We start from the raw sequence: 14,972 nt of genomic DNA on the forward strand, positions 1-14,972 counted from the left end.
GATTCTTTGATTTATTTGGACAATGCTGCAACGACTCCTATGTCATCAGTTGCTATTTCAGCTATGACTAAGGTTATGCAAGAAACCCATGGCAATCCTTCTAGTATCCATGGTCATGGTCGTCAAGCTGGCAAACTTTTGCGTGAAGCCCGTCAGGAACTAGCTCAATTACTGGGAACAAAACCTCAACATATCTTTTTCACTTCTGGTGGAACCGAAGGCAACAATACTGCTATCATCGGCTACTGCCTTCGTCATCAAGAAAAAGGAAAACATATCATCACAACTGCCATCGAGCACCATGCTGTCCTTGAAACAATTGATTACTTGGTTCAGCACTTCGGTTTTGAAGTAACCATTATCCAGCCAAAAAATCAGGAAATCACCGCCCAGCAAATTCAAGAGGCCTTACGTGACGATACGATTTTGGTTTCTACCATGTTTGCCAATAATGAGACAGGAAACCTACTTCCCATTGCTGAAATTGGCCAAATACTCAAGCAACATCCTGCTGCCTACCATGTTGATGCAGTTCAGGCTATCGGTAAAATCCCTATTCACCCAGAAGAATTGGGCATTGATTTTCTCACTGCTTCAGCCCATAAATTCCATGGTCCTAAGGGAATCGGTTTTCTCTACGCATCAAGCATGGACTTTGATTCCTATCTTCATGGCGGAGATCAAGAACAGAAAAAACGAGCAGGAACTGAAAATCTAGCTTCCATCGTTAGCATGGTTGCAGCCCTAAAAGAAGACCTAGAAAAACAAGAAGAACATTTTCAACATGTACAAAATCTAGAAACTGCCTTTCTTGCGGAGCTTGAGGGAGTTCAGTATTACCTGAACAGAGGAGAACACCATCTACCTTATGTCCTCAATATTGGATTTCCTGGGCAGAAAAATGACCTCCTACTCCTTCGTCTAGACTTAGCTGGAATTTCAATCTCTACTGGCTCGGCCTGTACTGCAGGCATTGTCCAATCCAGCCATGTTCTTGAAGCCATGTACGGGGAAAATTCAGAACGTTTGAAAGAATCCGTTCGCATCAGTTTGTCTCCACAAAATACTATCGAAGACCTAGAAACCCTCGCAAAAACCTTAAAAGAAATTATCGGAGGTTAGCCATATGGCATTTGAAAAAACCATTCAGTTAAAAAATTGTCGTTACGACTACACTCTTAGCCCTTCTGTTAAGAAATTCACCCTCAAAGACAACACTTTTTTTGAAACAAAAGTTGGTAACTATGAACTGACTCGCCTACTTGAAAAGGTTCCAAACAGCGGTGAAGGCTTCCAACTAAAAATCATCATTAACAAGGAACTCACAGGGGCTAAAATCAATATCACTGACAAGTTTGGTCTTCGTCTAGTTGATATTTTCAAATCAGAAGACCACCACATTCATCAGGAAAAATTCTATTTCCTCATGGATAGCTTGGTAGAACGTGGTGTCTTTACAAAAGCGGAAAGATAGAGCCAAAATGTTTGAACTGACCTATAAGGACAGCTATCATGTAGAGCGCACTCTCAAGTATGAGGATTACGAGGCTCTCATGCTGGCTCTGTCAGGATGTGTGACTCTGCCAGATACACTTTATGTAACTTCTTTGACCTTTAAAGGGCAGGAAGTTTACCAAGGACTGGTCGGAGACCTCTACCGTTTTCTATCACATGCAGATTTTTTACATCAAAACTAAGATTTTTCTTAGTTTTTTCTTGTTTTTGTTGATTTTTTCACAATGTTTCTATAAAATAGAAGAATAGAAAGGTTGTGATTTTGTGAAAGATAAACAGTCTGCTATTCCAAAAGCTACAGCGAAAAGACTCTCTCTCTACTATCGAATTTTTAAGAGATTTCATGCAGAAAAGATTGAACGTGCCAACTCTAAGCAAATTGCAGAGGCTATCGGTATTGATTCCGCGACCGTACGTCGTGATTTTTCCTATTTTGGTGAACTAGGTCGTCGTGGTTTTGGCTATGATGTCAAAAAACTGATGACATTTTTTGCCGATTTGCTCAATGATAACTCCATCACCAATGTCATGCTGGTAGGTATTGGAAATATGGGCCATGCCCTTCTCCACTATCGCTTCCATGAGCGCAACAAGATGAAGATTATCATGGCCTTTGACCTAGATGACCATCCCGAAGTCGGTACCCAAACTCCTGATGGAATTCCCATTTACGGGATTTCTCAAATCAAGGATAAAATCAAGGATGCTGATGTCAAGACTGCTATCCTGACCGTTCCCAGCGTTAAGTCACAAGAGGTTGCTAATCTCTTGGTGGATGCTGGCGTGAAAGGAATTCTCAGTTTTTCACCTGTCCATCTGCATTTACCAAAAGACGTGGTCGTTCAGTATGTCGATTTGACAAGTGAACTCCAAACTCTCCTCTACTTCATGCGAAAAGAGGATTAGAAAGCGAAAATCATTTTATGAAAAAACCAGTTATTGGGATTACAGGAAACGAAAAAACTCATCCAGATGATGACATCATGATGAGCTACGCAGCAAAAGGCTTTGTTGAAGGCGTTAAAGACGCTGGAGGGATTCCCATCATCCTACCGATTGGTGATCAAGAAATGGCCTGCCACTATATCAGTATGATTGACAAGCTCATCTTGACAGGTGGGCAAAATGTTGATCCAAAATTCTATGGTGAACCAAAAACCATTGATAGCGATGACTACCACCTTCAAAGGGATATCTTTGAACTGGCCCTCATCAAGGAAGCTATTAAACAGAAAAAGCCAATTTTCTCTGTCTGCCGTGGTACCCAACTCTTTAACGTTGCCATGGGTGGAACTTTGTATCAAGATATCGAAGATCACTGGCAGGATTGTTCCGCCGAGTACACAACCCAACGCTTGGCGACAGAACCAGATACCGTTCTCCGAGAAATCTATGGAGAAATTTCCCATATCAACTCCTTCCACCACCAGAGCATCAAGGATTTAGCACCAAATTTAAAGATTGCGGCTCATGATCCTAAGGATGGCATTATTGAAGCTGTCATGAGTACGGATGATGTCGCCTTTCTCGGTGTCCAATGGCATCCAGAATTTCTTTTTGAAAATCGTCCCAAAGATAAAAACCTCTTTGACTATATCGTTAATGAACTTTAGATTAAATCTGTCTTTTCTCGATAACTAAAGTAACTGGAGTGAGAGACAATCAAATGGTCCAAGAGGACAATTCCCATCAGATCGCAGGCTTCTTTGACAAGTTTAGTGACATGATCATCATTTCGGCTAGGGGCCACCGCTCCTGAAGGATGATTATGAACCAAGATGAGAGAAGTCGCCATATGCTTGATAGCATAGTGAAGAATCTCTCGCGGTTCAGCAATACTACGAGTGGCAGAACCGATAAAAATGGTCTGTTGATGGATGATTTGATTTTGAGTATTGAGATAGAGCGCCACCAGGTGCTCTTGTTTTTTATCCCCCAATTCCTGTTGCATCTTCTTGGCCAACTTTTGACTGCTGAGAATACTTTCCATCTCAAGGGTTTCGTGTTTATGAATACGATGGCCCAGTTCAATCATGGCTTGTAACTCTATTGCCTTAACTCGTCCGATACCAGATAGACTCTGCAATTCCTGCAGTGTCATTTTTTTCAAATCTGTTAGGCTTGAAAGATTATTCAAGACTTTCTGGGCAATTTCAAAAACACTGGCCTGACGTGTTCCTGTTCTGAGTAAAATAGCTAGCAACTCTTGGTTACTGAGCGCTTCCACTCCTTCTTGGGCAAGTCTTTCTCTTGGCAATAGTGAATCTTCTTGGAATGAAATACTGTACATAAAAATCCTCCTCACTTTATTATTCGTGAGAAGGATGAAAAATTAGATTTTTTTCTCAATTGGGGCCACACTGGCCAAAAGTTTTTTCAAACCAACTTCTGGGAAATTGATTTTTAATTCCTGCGTAGCACCGCTACCTGAAACTTCCAGAACAGTTCCCTCTCCCCATTTCTTGTGGAGGGCAATGTCACCAATGGACCAATTTGTTTCGCTAGACGCTGATTTTGCACCAGCTGTAAATTGACCAAATGGGAGACCGCTTGACTGGATAGTTTTTGGGGCCGCACTGCGTTTACGGTCTTGAAGAGCCTGGGCCAAACTCATACCTTGACCGAAGGCAAGGCCACCACTACTATATGATGCTTTAAAGCTTGTATTTGCTGGACGAGCCAGACCTTGATACTCAAGCAAGTCTGAACTGATTTCGTTAATAAATCGAGTAGGACGGTTGTAGTTGGTACGACCAAAAAGCAGGCGTGAGTTGGCATTTGTCAGATAGAGGATTTTCTCTGCACGCGTAATTCCTACATAGGCCAGACGGCGCTCTTCTTCTAGTTCATCTTGATCTTCAGCAGCACGACTAAGTGGAAAGACATTTTCTTCCATCCCAATCAAAAAGACAACTGGAAACTCGAGACCTTTGGCAGCATGCAGGGTCATTAGAGTAACTTCTGATGTCTCCTGACTACCTGAATCGGTGTCCGCAATCAAGGCTAAATCATTTAAGAAACGACTCAGTTTGTCCAGACCAGTTTCTTCTTCTGGCTCATCAGAGGTGTCATCAAAGTTTTTCGTCACAGAAAGGAACTCTTCAATATTTTCAACCCGAGCCTTACTTTCCAGAGTTGCTTGGGCATTAAGAATATCAACGTAACCTGTTTTTTCTAGAACCGCCTCAACCAACTCTGTAATATTTAATTGATCTAGCTGCTCTCGCAAATCCAGAACCATATTGGCAAAATCCCAGATAGACTGGGCTGCTTTACCCTTGATACCAGACAACATGATATTGGCAGAAGCATCCAGCATGGACATGTTTTGCATATTCGCAAAGTCACGAATTTTCTCAACTGTACCTGGGCCAATTCCACGTTTAGGCTCGTTGATAATACGCTCAAAACTGATATTGTCACTCAAATTAGCAATGAGGTTGAGATAAGCGATAATATCTCGGATTTCCTTACGGCTGTAGAACTTGGTTCCGCCAACCATGGTATAAGGGATATTTGACTTGAGCAAGGCTTCCTCAATAGTACGGGACTGGGCATTAGTCCGATAGAGAACTGCAAAATCCTTGTGAAGGAAGTTTTGACTGCGACTAAGTTCATCGATGGTTCTGGCTACAAATACAGCCTCATCCAGCTCATCATCAGCACGATAGTAAACGATTTGCTCCCCATCAGCATTCTGGGTCCAGAGATTCTTAGGACGGCGGTTTTTATTGTTTTTAATGACCTCGTTGGCCGCTTGGAGAATAGTTTTAGTTGAACGGTAATTCTCCTCCAGCAAAACAACCTTGGCTTGGGGATAATCTTTCTCGAAATCCAAAATATTCTGCATATCAGCACCACGCCAACCGTAGATAGACTGGTCCGCATCCCCAACCACACAGATATTTTTAAAACGGGAAGCCAAGAGTTTGACCAATTGATACTGAGCGTGGTTGGTATCTTGGTACTCATCAACATGGATGTACTGAAACTTCTGCTGGTAGTAGGTCAAAACATCAGGATTTTGATCAAAGAGACGCAAGGTCAGCATAATCAAATCATCAAAATCAACGGATTCAGACTGACGAAGTTCTTTTTGATAAGCTGTGTAACACTGGGCTACGATTTGCGTGTACATATCGCCAGCTTGGGCAGCATAGGCAACATCATCAATCAGATCATTCTTAGCATTGGAAATTGTTCCTAAGATGCTCCGTTCATTCCATTTTTTCGGATCCAGGTTCAACTGCTTAAGAATGCGTTTCATAAGAGTTCGCTGTTCACCAGGATCGACAATTGTAAAATTACGGTTGTAGCCAATATGGTCCGCATCGCGACGCAAGATACGAACACACATGGAGTGAAAGGTCGCAATCAAACAGTCCTGAGTGGCTGGATTGAGGCCATAAGCACGTTCCTTCATCTCACGCGCAGCCTTATTAGTAAAGGTAATGGCCAAGATATTCCAAGGATTGACCAGCTTTTCATCAATCAGATAAGCAATGCGGTGGGTCAAAACTCGGGTCTTTCCAGAACCAGCCCCCGCCATGATCAACAAGGGACCTTCTGTCGTTTGCACCGCCTCAGCCTGACGGTCATTCATTCCATTTAATAATGCGTTCATCTTCTCTTCCTTACTCTTGAAGTCAATATTTCCATTATATCAGAATTCGAGGAAAATATCTTTAACTAGAATGGTTACGTATAGTAAACAACTCTCTCATCAACTGAAGACAACTACTTCTATCTAGATAAAAAATGAGCTTGGATTAAAATCTCCAAACTCATTTAAAGTCAATTACAATCTACTAGAACAAGCCTAGAACAGTTCCGTCGCTTTCAACATCCATGTTGAGAGCTGCTGGTCGTTTTGGAAGGCCTGGCATGGTCATGACATCACCAGTTAAAGCAACGATGAAGCCTGCACCTAATTTTGGTACCAATTCACGAATGGTAATTTCAAAGTTTTCAGGTGCTCCAAGTGCATTTGGATTGTCTGAGAAACTGTATTGAGTTTTAGCCATACAGATTGGCAATTTGTCCCAACCATTCTGAACGATTTGAGCAATTTGCGTTTGGGCTTTCTTCTCAAAGTTGACTTTGCTACCACGGTAGATTTCAGTAACAATTTTTTCAATCTTTTCTTGAACAGAAAGGTCATTGTCATATAAACGTTTGTAATTAGCTGGGGTTTCAGCAATTGTCTTAACAACTGTCTCAGCAAGTGCTACCCCACCTTCTGCGCCATCAGCCCAGACACTAGCCAACTCAACTGGTACGTCGATTGAAGCACAGAGTTCTTTCAAGGCTGCAATTTCAGCTTCAGTATCAGATACAAATTCGTTAATAGCTACGACTGCAGGTACTCCAAATTTACGGATATTTTCAACGTGGCGTTGCAAGTTAGCAAAACCTGCACGAACTGCTTCTACATTTTCTTCAGTAAGAGCGTCTTTAGCCACACCACCATTCATCTTAAGGGCACGAAGGGTTGCAACAATAACTACTGCATCTGGAGATGTTGGCAAGTTTGGTGTCTTAATATCAAGGAATTTCTCAGCACCAAGGTCGGCACCAAAACCAGCTTCAGTAACCGTGTAATCAGCTAAGTGAAGAGCTGTTGTCGTTGCCAAAACAGAGTTACATCCGTGAGCGATATTGGCAAATGGACCACCGTGTACAAAGGCAGGTGTTCCGTAAATTGTCTGAACCAGATTCGGCTTAATAGCATCCTTCAAAATCAATGCCAAAGCACCTTCAACCTGTAAATCGCCAACAGAAACAGGTGTTCGGTCATAGCGATAACCGATAACAATATTAGCCAAACGGCGTTTCAAGTCCTCGATATCCGTTGCCAAACAAAGAATTGCCATGATCTCTGAAGCAACTGTAATGTCAAAGCCATCCTCACGTGGAATACCATTTAGAGGACCACCAAGTCCAACGGTCACATGACGAAGAGCTCGGTCGTTTAAGTCCACAACACGTTTCCAGAGGATACGACGTTGGTCAATTCCAAGCTCATTCCCTTGGTGCAAGTGATTGTCAATCAAGGCAGAAAGCGCATTGTTGGCAGTTGTAATAGCATGCATGTCCCCAGTAAAGTGGAGGTTGATGTCTTCCATTGGCAGAACTTGAGCGTAACCACCGCCTGCAGCACCACCCTTAATCCCCATTACTGGACCAAGGGATGGTTCGCGGATGGCAATCATAGTTTTCTTGCCAATCTTGTTCAAAGCATCAGCAAGACCAATGGTAATAGTTGATTTTCCTTCACCTGCTGGTGTTGGGTTGATGGCAGTAACCAAGATCAATTTCCCAACTGGATTGCTCTCAACTGCACGGATTTTATCAAAGCTGAGCTTAGCCTTATACTTTCCGTACAACTCCAAATCGTCGTAAGAAATACCAAGTTTCTCTACAACATCAACGATTGGCTTCAACTCAATACTTTGTGCGATTTCAATATCTGTTTTCATTCAAAACTCCTCTAACCTCTTATATGATAATTCATTATAACACAAAACAAGATTTTTAACATCCTTAAACTCTCTAAACGTTCGTAAATATCTCTATTTTTAAGAATTTTAGAGCCCTTTCTTAAATTTTATATGGCTTTATAGTTTGAAACTATAGTAAATCTTCGTTTTTACCAAAAATTTATCACTTTTATTTTACTTACCGTTTATTTTTGTGTACAATAGTGCTATGAAAATTTTAGTTACATCGGGCGGTACCAGTGAGGCTATCGATAGCGTCCGCTCTATCACTAACCATTCTACAGGTCGCTTGGGGAAAATCATCACTGAAACCCTGCTTGCTGCAGGACATGAAGTTTGTTTGATAACGACAAAACGAGCTGTGAAGCCAGTAGCCCATCCTAATCTAAGTATTCGAGAAATTAACAATACCAAGGATCTTCTTCTTGAAATGAAAGAACGTATTCAGGATTATCAGGTCTTGATTCACTCAATGGCCGTATCTGATTACACTCCTGTTTATATGGCAGGACTTGAGGAAGTTCAGGCTAGCTCCAATCTAGAAGAATTTTTAAGCAGGCAGAATCATCAAGCTAAGATTTCTTCAACTGATGAGGTTCAGGTTTTATTCCTGAAAAAAACACCCAAAATCATCTCTCTAGTCAAGAAATGGAATCCTGCTATTCATCTGATTGGTTTCAAACTGCTGGTTGATGTCTCTGAGGATTATCTCATCGAGATTGCCAGAAAAAGTCTTATCAAGAACCAAGCTGACTTAATCATTGCGAATGACCTGACTCAAATCTCACCAAACCAGCATCGTGCAATCTTTGTTGAAAAAGATCAGCTTCAAACAGTCCAGACTAAAGAAGAAATTGCAGAACTCCTCCTTGAAAAAATTCAAGCCTATCATTCATAGAAAGGAAAGCTATGGCAAACATTCTCTTGGCTGTAACGGGCTCAATCGCCTCTTACAAGTCGGCAGATTTAGTCAGTTCTCTAAAAAAACAAGGTCATCAAGTCACTGTCTTAATGACCCAGGCTGCTACAGAGTTTATCCAACCTTTGACACTACAGGTACTCTCACGGAATTCCGTCCACTTGGATGCCATGAAGGAACCCTATCCTGATCAAGTCAATCATATCGAACTTGGAAAAAAAGCAGATTTATTCATCGTAGCCCCTGCAACTGCTAACACTATTGCAAAACTAGCCCTTGGCTTTGCGGACAATATGGTGACCTGTACAGCTCTAGCCCTGCCAAGTCATATTCCCAAACTAATAGCTCCTGCTATGAATACAAAAATGTATGACCATCCAGCAACTCAGGCTAATCTGAAAACATTAGAAGCCTACGGCTATCAGCTGATTGCTCCTAAGGAATCCCTACTAGCTTGTGGAGACCACGGACGAGGAGCTTTAGCCGACCTCACAATTATTTTAGAAAGAATAAAGGAAACTCTCGATGAAAAAACGCTCTAATATTGCACCCATTGCTATCTTTTTTGCAACCATGCTCGTGATACACTTTCTGAGCTCACTTATCTTTAACCTTTTTCCATTTCCAATCAAACCGACTATCGTTCATATTCCTGTCATTATTGCCAGCATTATCTACGGTCCACGAGTTGGGGTTACACTTGGATTTTTGATGGGGCTGCTTAGCTTAACGGTTAACACGATTACAATTCTACCGACAAGTTACCTCTTCTCCCCATTTGTACCAAACGGAAACATCTACTCAGCTATCATTGCCATCGTCCCACGTATTTTGATTGGTTTGACTCCGTATCTAGTTTATAAACTGATGAAAAATAAAACTGGTCTGATTCTAGCTGGTGCCCTCGGTTCACTTACCAACACTGTCTTTGTACTTGGTGGAATTTTCTACCTTTTTGGAAATGTCTTTGATGGTAATATCCAAAAACTCCTAGCAACCGTTATCTCAACAAACTCCATTGCCGAATTAGTTATTTCCGCGGTTCTGACCCTAGCTATTGTTCCAAGACTACAAACTTTGAAGAAATAAAAACAATCTCCGCTTTCATACTTGAAGGTGGAGATTTTGTTTGAAGTCGTTTCTTTTTAGTGAAATCTTTACCAACTTTTAACTAAAAAACGACCAATAAACCCAAGTAAATCCTTGCTTTATTGTCTTGTTTGTTGTACTATACTAGTGTATATACAGTTAAAAAGGAGATTCTTATGAATACACGGAAAAAGACACAATTTATGACAATGACTGCCCTCTTAACGGCTATTGCAATTTTGATTCCGATTGTGATGCCTTTCAAGATTGTCATTCCACCTGCTTCTTACACTTTGGGGAGCCACATCGCTATTTTTATTGCCATGTTCTTGTCGCCCTTGATGGCAGTTTTTGTCATCCTAGCCTCTAGTTTTGGATTCTTGATGGCTGGCTATCCCATGGTTATCGTTTTTCGAGCTTTTTCCCATATCTTTTTTGGTACTCTAGGAGCTCTTTACTTACAAAAATTCCCCGATACTCTTGATAAACCAAAATCTTCCTGGATTTTCAACTTTGTTTTAGCTATCATTCATGCCCTTGCTGAAGTATTAGCCTGTGTCGTTTTTTACGCCACTTCCGGTACCAATGTAGAAAATATGTTTTATGTTCTATTTGTACTAGTTGGATTTGGCACAATTATCCATAGTATGGTAGACTATACATTGGCACTAGCTGTCTATAAAGTGCTTCGAAAACGCCGTTAAAAGGAAGAACTATGACAAAAGATCGCAAACAAGCCCTTCTCCAACTCTTGAAAGAAGCTCCTAAAGCCCTCAATGGCCAAAGTTTAGCTGAACATTTTCATGTTACACGCCAGGTCATTGTACAGGACATTGCAATTTTAAGAGCCGATGGCGCTCCTATCCTATCCACTAATCGTGGCTACATCTATAAGCAAATTGAAACCAATCCTTATGTTCACAAACTTTTCAAAGTGAAACATGAAGTTGAAGAAATCGGTCAAGAACTCCTTGCTATCGTTGATAATGGTGGACGTGTTCAAAATACCTTGATTGACCATCCCGTTTATGGAGAAATCGAAACCTTGCTGAAACTGTCTTGTCGCAGAGATGTGCAACATTTTCTAGAACAAGTCGAGCATTCAGATTTTAGACCTCTGTCTGAATTGACAGATGGCATCCATTACCACCTAGTCGAAGCTGAAACACAGCAAGACCTCCGCTATATCGAGGAGGCCTTGGATCAGCTAGGTTATTTAGTAAAAGACTAGAAGATTTTCTTCTCCCAGCCATCTTCTATACGATGACGGTAGAAAAATTCAGATTTGTCCGGAGCTTCCATCATCTCCATCAAAGGTAGCATATCATAGGCCAGATCCAAGTTTGGAATCTGGTCTTTTTGAATCCAATAGCTCAAATAGTAACAATGATATTTAAAAACCACATTGAATGAAAATTAACAACTACTTGCTTACTAAAAATATATCACCAGTTATGTTGATCAACATTATCCTTAGTCACAAGATAAATTGGAGAAACTGTTTCTTTTTCCAGTTTTTTCCCTTGATAATGATCTATTGCTGATTGAATAGCAATTTCACCCATCTTAGCTGGTTGCTGAGCAATAGTGGCAGTAATATCACCTTTTGCAATAGCATCATGTGCATCTGGTTGACCATCAATACCAACAATTAATACATTGCTAAGACCAGCTGCTTTTACTGCTTGTGCAGCTCCTAACGCCATCTCATCATTCTGTGCAAAGATTGCTTGCACTTCTTTGTTTCCTTGAATCATATTTTGCGCTGTATTCAAAGCTTTTGCGCGGTCAAAATTAGCGGATTGACTAGAAAGAACATCTAAATTTGTCTTTGAAATTTGTTCAAATCCTTTACCTCTATCTACAGTTGCAGAAGCGCCAGGGACTCCTGATAATTCAAAAGTTTTTGCTTTTTCTCCCAATTGCTTGGTAATAAATTCTGCAGCCATTTTACCTGCTTCTACGTTATCAGAAGCAACAGTTGTCAAGACTTCACCTCCATTACTACCGCGGTCAATTAAGATTACCGGAATATTTGCATTATTAGCAGCTTTAATAGATGTAACAATTGCATCAGAATCAACTGGATTAATTAGTAAAGCATCAACATTTTGACTAATAAAATTTTGAATATCATCTGCTTGTCTAGCAGCATCATCTTGTGCATCTGCTATCTTCAAAGTTACTTCTTTTTCTCTTGCGGCTTTTTCAAGACCATCTTTCATAGCTACAAAATAGGGATTGTTAGTAGTCGAAATAGAAACTCCTAATTTTAATTCTTTTGCCGACTTTTGAATCGTAGATTTATTATCATTTGATGAATTTCCTAAACCAGTTTTTCCACAAGCTACTAAAGCAAAAATAAATGTTACAAACAAAGCAAAAATGCTAATTTTTTTAATATTTTTCATGTTATTACTCCTCGTAATATATATCTATAGGGATAGTTTCAATCCCGATTATTGTACGTCATCTAATAAATTGTTACTATTTCCAAAAAAATTGAAAATTATTCTACTGTTTTACAACTTTAAAACGATCAATCAGAACAGCAATTAAGATTACAACTCCTTTTACTACTTGTTGCCAAAATGCTGAAACACCGATAATATTAAGTCCATTATTCAAAACCCCAATAATTAAAGCACCTATTAAGGTCCCCAGTATGCGACCTTTACCTCCTGATAAAGAGGTTCCCCCAAGAACAACAGCTGCAATAGCATCCATTTCATAACTAGCACCTGCTGTTGGTTGAGCAGAACTTAAGCGTGATGTTATAATCAATCCAGAAATTGAAGCCATAATACCTGAAATTGAATAAATGATAATTTTCACTTTATTTAGTTTCACACCTGATATATATGCTGCTTTTTCATTCCCCCCTATAGCATACACAGATTTACCAAATGCTGTTTTATGAAGTAAAACATATAAAACAATAAATACAATAAACATAATAATTACAGGAAATGGAATTCCGACTATATAACCTTGCCCCAAAAATTGAAATAAGAATGTATCACTTAATCCTTTTGTGATAGGATTCCCATTTGTATAAACAAGTGTTGCGCCTCTAAAAATAGTCATAGTTGCTAAAGTAACGATAAATGGAGCTAATTTCCCGTAGGAAATCAATAAACCATTCATCATCCCCAGAATGCAACCCAAAATTAAAGAGATGAGAATTGCTAACGTAACAGGCATTCCAGATCCTAATAGGCCAGCGGTTAGCGCACTGGATAAGGCTAAAATTGATCCAACTGATAAATCAATTCCACCTGTTAGAATAACAAAGGTCATTCCAAAAGCGATCAGTGCATTTGATGTTACTTGCAATAGTAAATTTAACAGATTATTTGCTGTTAAAAAATTTGAATTGATAATAGTGATGACAGCCATTAAAATTATCAATGCTATTACTGTTGTCAATTCTGACATATACTTCATAGTATTTTTCACACTATTGTCCTCCTGTGGCTAGTTGCATAACTTTTTCTTGTGTAGCTTCTTGACGTGTTAATTCTCCACTAATTCTTCCTTCATGCATGACCATAATGCGATCACTGACTCCGATCACTTCTGGTAAATCTGAAGATACCATAATAATCGGCACACCTCGTTCAGCCAATTCATTCATTAATTGGTAAATTTCACGCTTAGCACCAACATCTACCCCACGAGTTGGCTCATCTAGAATCAGTACTTTTGGAGCAATACCTATCCATTTTGCTAAAACTACTTTCTGTTGATTACCACCAGAAAGTGTCCCAACTTCCTTATCTGGATAACCTGATTTAATTCGTAGCCTATCAATTAAACGTTGTACAAATATATCACTTGTTTTATTATCAAAAATGCCATTTTTAACAAAATCACGAGTACTAGGTAAAGTCATATTATCTTTAATAGAAAAATCTAAAATCAATCCCTCATCTTTACGATCTTCTGTTAAGAAACCAATTCCATGCTTAATTGCTTCAAAAGGATTTTTAATTATCAGTTCTTCTTCATTTATTATAATTTGACCAGATTTTAAAGAATCAATTCCAAAAATTGCTCTCATTATTTCAGTACGACCAGCACCCATCAAACCAGAAAAACCAAGAATTTCCCCTTGACGTACATAGAAAGAAATATCCGTAAAAGCATCACCAGAAAGATTCTTAGCTTGAAAAACAATATTCCCAATCTCAGCCTTTTTTTCTGGATAATAATCTTCTAATTCACGCCCCACCATCTTTTGAACTAATTCATCCGCATTAGTTAACTTCGTTCTCTTGGTATCAATTACAAACCCATCCCTCATAACAGTTATAAGATCTGTAATCTTAAAGATTTCTTCCATCCGATGTGAAATATACACAATACCTACACCATCAGATTTTAATCCTTCTATCACTTTAAAAAGTGTTTCAGTTTCACGATCAGTTAAAGCTGCTGTGGGTTCATCCATAATTAACAAGGAAACTTCTGATAATAAACATTTTGCTATTTCTATCATTTGTTGTTGTCCGACTGATAATTGACCAATGATTGCATCGAGAGGAATAGAGATATTAAGACGTTTAAATGCTTCTTTAGCTTTCCTTTCCATACTAGCTTTATCTAGAAACCCAATCGAATTTTTAATTTCTCTTCCTAAAAAAAGATTATCAAGTACAGTCATATCTGGCCAAGTATTCATTTCTTGATGAATAAAACTCAGTCCAAACCGTTCTGCCTCTTGAGGATTAGAAAATGTTTTTTCTTTTCCATCAATAAAAATAGTTCCTGAAGTAGCTGGAAAAAGTCCAGTTAAAATATTCATTAAGGTTGATTTGCCTGCACCATTCTCTCCCATTAAAGCATGAACTTCTCCTGAATTAAGAACCAAATCAATACTTTCTAAAACACGATTATTCCCAAAAGATTTTGAAATGTTCTTCATTTCAATTTTCATAGGCAACTCC

The 14,972-nt window shown here is 39.4% G+C and carries 16 protein-coding genes and 1 pseudogene; 10 read left to right on the forward strand and 7 right to left on the reverse strand.

What is annotated here, in order from left to right:
* The first annotated feature begins 6 nt into the window (after positions 1–6).
* The 5 genes from SM12261_RS05345 to SM12261_RS05365 all read left to right on the forward strand — a co-directional run bounded on the left by SM12261_RS05345 (position 7) and on the right by SM12261_RS05365 (position 3,128).
* Positions 7–1,122 carry a cysteine desulfurase family protein gene (locus SM12261_RS05345; RefSeq protein ID WP_000639688.1) on the forward strand — a complete coding sequence of 372 codons (1,116 nt, stop codon included), beginning with the start codon at positions 7–9 and terminating at the stop codon, positions 1,120–1,122.
* A gap of 4 nt (positions 1,123–1,126) precedes the next feature.
* Positions 1,127–1,474: a DUF1831 domain-containing protein gene (locus SM12261_RS05350; protein WP_000863539.1), complete on the forward strand. Its 348-nt coding sequence runs from the start codon at positions 1,127–1,129 to the stop codon at positions 1,472–1,474.
* Positions 1,475–1,481: 7 nt separating this feature from the next.
* A complete protein-coding gene (locus SM12261_RS05355; RefSeq protein WP_000462491.1) occupies positions 1,482–1,697 on the forward strand; it encodes a DUF4649 family protein in 216 nt (71 codons plus the stop codon).
* Positions 1,698–1,779: 82 nt separating this feature from the next.
* Positions 1,780–2,421, forward strand: a complete 642-nt coding sequence (locus SM12261_RS05360; protein WP_000653417.1) for a redox-sensing transcriptional repressor Rex — start codon at positions 1,780–1,782, stop codon at positions 2,419–2,421.
* A gap of 17 nt (positions 2,422–2,438) precedes the next feature.
* The gene (locus tag SM12261_RS05365) at positions 2,439–3,128 is read left to right on the forward strand and encodes a gamma-glutamyl-gamma-aminobutyrate hydrolase family protein (protein ID WP_000743336.1); all 690 of its coding nucleotides are present in this window, start codon (positions 2,439–2,441) and stop codon (positions 3,126–3,128) included.
* Here the strand turns inward: SM12261_RS05365 and radC are convergent.
* The 3 genes from radC to SM12261_RS05380 form a co-directional block, all read right to left on the reverse strand.
* A complete protein-coding gene (radC, locus tag SM12261_RS05370) occupies positions 3,125–3,805 on the reverse strand; it encodes a RadC family protein (protein WP_000286931.1) in 681 nt (226 codons plus the stop codon). The two genes, SM12261_RS05365 and radC, sit on opposite strands and share 4 nt — an antisense overlap.
* A 42-nt stretch (positions 3,806–3,847) precedes the next feature.
* Positions 3,848–6,139 (reverse strand): DNA helicase PcrA, encoded by a 2,292-nt coding sequence (gene pcrA / locus SM12261_RS05375; RefSeq protein WP_000992841.1) that lies wholly within the window; start codon positions 6,137–6,139, stop codon positions 3,848–3,850.
* 184 nt (positions 6,140–6,323) lie between these two features.
* Entirely contained in the window at positions 6,324–7,994 is a 1,671-nt protein-coding gene (locus SM12261_RS05380) for a formate--tetrahydrofolate ligase (protein ID WP_000845262.1), read from the reverse strand.
* A gap of 229 nt (positions 7,995–8,223) precedes the next feature.
* On the opposite strand from SM12261_RS05380, the gene coaB reads away from it, so the two are divergent.
* The 5 genes from coaB (at position 8,224) to SM12261_RS05405 (ending at position 11,254) form a co-directional block, all read left to right on the forward strand.
* Positions 8,224–8,913 (forward strand): phosphopantothenate--cysteine ligase, encoded by a 690-nt coding sequence (coaB, locus tag SM12261_RS05385; RefSeq protein ID WP_000699520.1) that lies wholly within the window; start codon positions 8,224–8,226, stop codon positions 8,911–8,913.
* A gap of 11 nt (positions 8,914–8,924) precedes the next feature.
* A complete protein-coding gene (coaC, locus tag SM12261_RS05390; protein ID WP_001284133.1) occupies positions 8,925–9,476 on the forward strand; it encodes a phosphopantothenoylcysteine decarboxylase in 552 nt (183 codons plus the stop codon).
* Entirely contained in the window at positions 9,460–10,023 is a 564-nt protein-coding gene (locus SM12261_RS05395) for an ECF transporter S component (protein ID WP_000747412.1), read from the forward strand. The genes coaC and SM12261_RS05395 overlap by 17 nt, the downstream gene beginning before the upstream one ends.
* Positions 10,024–10,199: 176 nt before the next feature.
* Positions 10,200–10,727 carry an ECF transporter S component gene (locus SM12261_RS05400; RefSeq protein ID WP_001097395.1) on the forward strand — a complete coding sequence of 176 codons (528 nt, stop codon included), beginning with the start codon at positions 10,200–10,202 and terminating at the stop codon, positions 10,725–10,727.
* A gap of 11 nt (positions 10,728–10,738) precedes the next feature.
* The gene (locus SM12261_RS05405; protein WP_000159184.1) at positions 10,739–11,254 is read left to right on the forward strand and encodes a transcription repressor NadR; all 516 of its coding nucleotides are present in this window, start codon (positions 10,739–10,741) and stop codon (positions 11,252–11,254) included.
* Here SM12261_RS05405 and SM12261_RS05410 read toward each other — a convergent pair.
* From SM12261_RS05410 to SM12261_RS05425, 4 genes and pseudogenes are all read right to left on the reverse strand, one after another.
* A pseudogene (locus SM12261_RS05410) lies at positions 11,251–11,391 on the reverse strand (8-oxo-dGTP diphosphatase); the annotation flags it as partial. The gene SM12261_RS05405 and the pseudogene SM12261_RS05410 sit on opposite strands and share 4 nt — an antisense overlap.
* 77 nt (positions 11,392–11,468) lie before the next feature.
* Positions 11,469–12,434, reverse strand: a complete 966-nt coding sequence (locus SM12261_RS05415; protein ID WP_000789621.1) for a substrate-binding domain-containing protein — start codon at positions 12,432–12,434, stop codon at positions 11,469–11,471.
* A gap of 103 nt (positions 12,435–12,537) precedes the next feature.
* Positions 12,538–13,482: an ABC transporter permease subunit gene (locus SM12261_RS05420; protein WP_004248623.1), complete on the reverse strand. Its 945-nt coding sequence runs from the start codon at positions 13,480–13,482 to the stop codon at positions 12,538–12,540.
* 1 nt (position 13,483) lies between these two features.
* Positions 13,484–14,962 (reverse strand): sugar ABC transporter ATP-binding protein, encoded by a 1,479-nt coding sequence (locus SM12261_RS05425; RefSeq protein ID WP_000687783.1) that lies wholly within the window; start codon positions 14,960–14,962, stop codon positions 13,484–13,486.
* Between the last annotated feature and the right edge of the window lie 10 nt (positions 14,963–14,972).

It is taken from the genome of Streptococcus mitis NCTC 12261, from assembly GCF_000148585.2.
Lineage (GTDB): Bacteria > Bacillota > Bacilli > Lactobacillales > Streptococcaceae > Streptococcus > Streptococcus mitis.

Bases quoted from the DNA above. Each gene is read 5' to 3' on its own strand.
- SM12261_RS05365 (WP_000743336.1), top strand. From the start codon at position 2,439: ATGAAAAAACCAGTTATTGGGATTACAGGAAACGAAAAAACTCATCCA.
- SM12261_RS05355 (WP_000462491.1), top strand. From the start codon at position 1,482: ATGTTTGAACTGACCTATAAGGACAGCTATCATGTAGAGCGCACTCTC.
- SM12261_RS05415 (WP_000789621.1), bottom strand. From the start codon at position 12,434: ATGAAAAATATTAAAAAAATTAGCATTTTTGCTTTGTTTGTAACATTT.
- SM12261_RS05395 (WP_000747412.1), top strand. From the start codon at position 9,460: ATGAAAAAACGCTCTAATATTGCACCCATTGCTATCTTTTTTGCAACC.
- SM12261_RS05425 (WP_000687783.1), bottom strand. From the start codon at position 14,962: ATGAAAATTGAAATGAAGAACATTTCAAAATCTTTTGGGAATAATCGT.
- radC (WP_000286931.1), bottom strand. From the start codon at position 3,805: ATGTACAGTATTTCATTCCAAGAAGATTCACTATTGCCAAGAGAAAGA.
- SM12261_RS05405 (WP_000159184.1), top strand. From the start codon at position 10,739: ATGACAAAAGATCGCAAACAAGCCCTTCTCCAACTCTTGAAAGAAGCT.
- coaB (WP_000699520.1), top strand. From the start codon at position 8,224: ATGAAAATTTTAGTTACATCGGGCGGTACCAGTGAGGCTATCGATAGC.
- SM12261_RS05350 (WP_000863539.1), top strand. From the start codon at position 1,127: ATGGCATTTGAAAAAACCATTCAGTTAAAAAATTGTCGTTACGACTAC.
- SM12261_RS05400 (WP_001097395.1), top strand. From the start codon at position 10,200: ATGAATACACGGAAAAAGACACAATTTATGACAATGACTGCCCTCTTA.
- coaC (WP_001284133.1), top strand. From the start codon at position 8,925: ATGGCAAACATTCTCTTGGCTGTAACGGGCTCAATCGCCTCTTACAAG.
- SM12261_RS05380 (WP_000845262.1), bottom strand. From the start codon at position 7,994: ATGAAAACAGATATTGAAATCGCACAAAGTATTGAGTTGAAGCCAATC.
- pcrA (WP_000992841.1), bottom strand. From the start codon at position 6,139: ATGAACGCATTATTAAATGGAATGAATGACCGTCAGGCTGAGGCGGTG.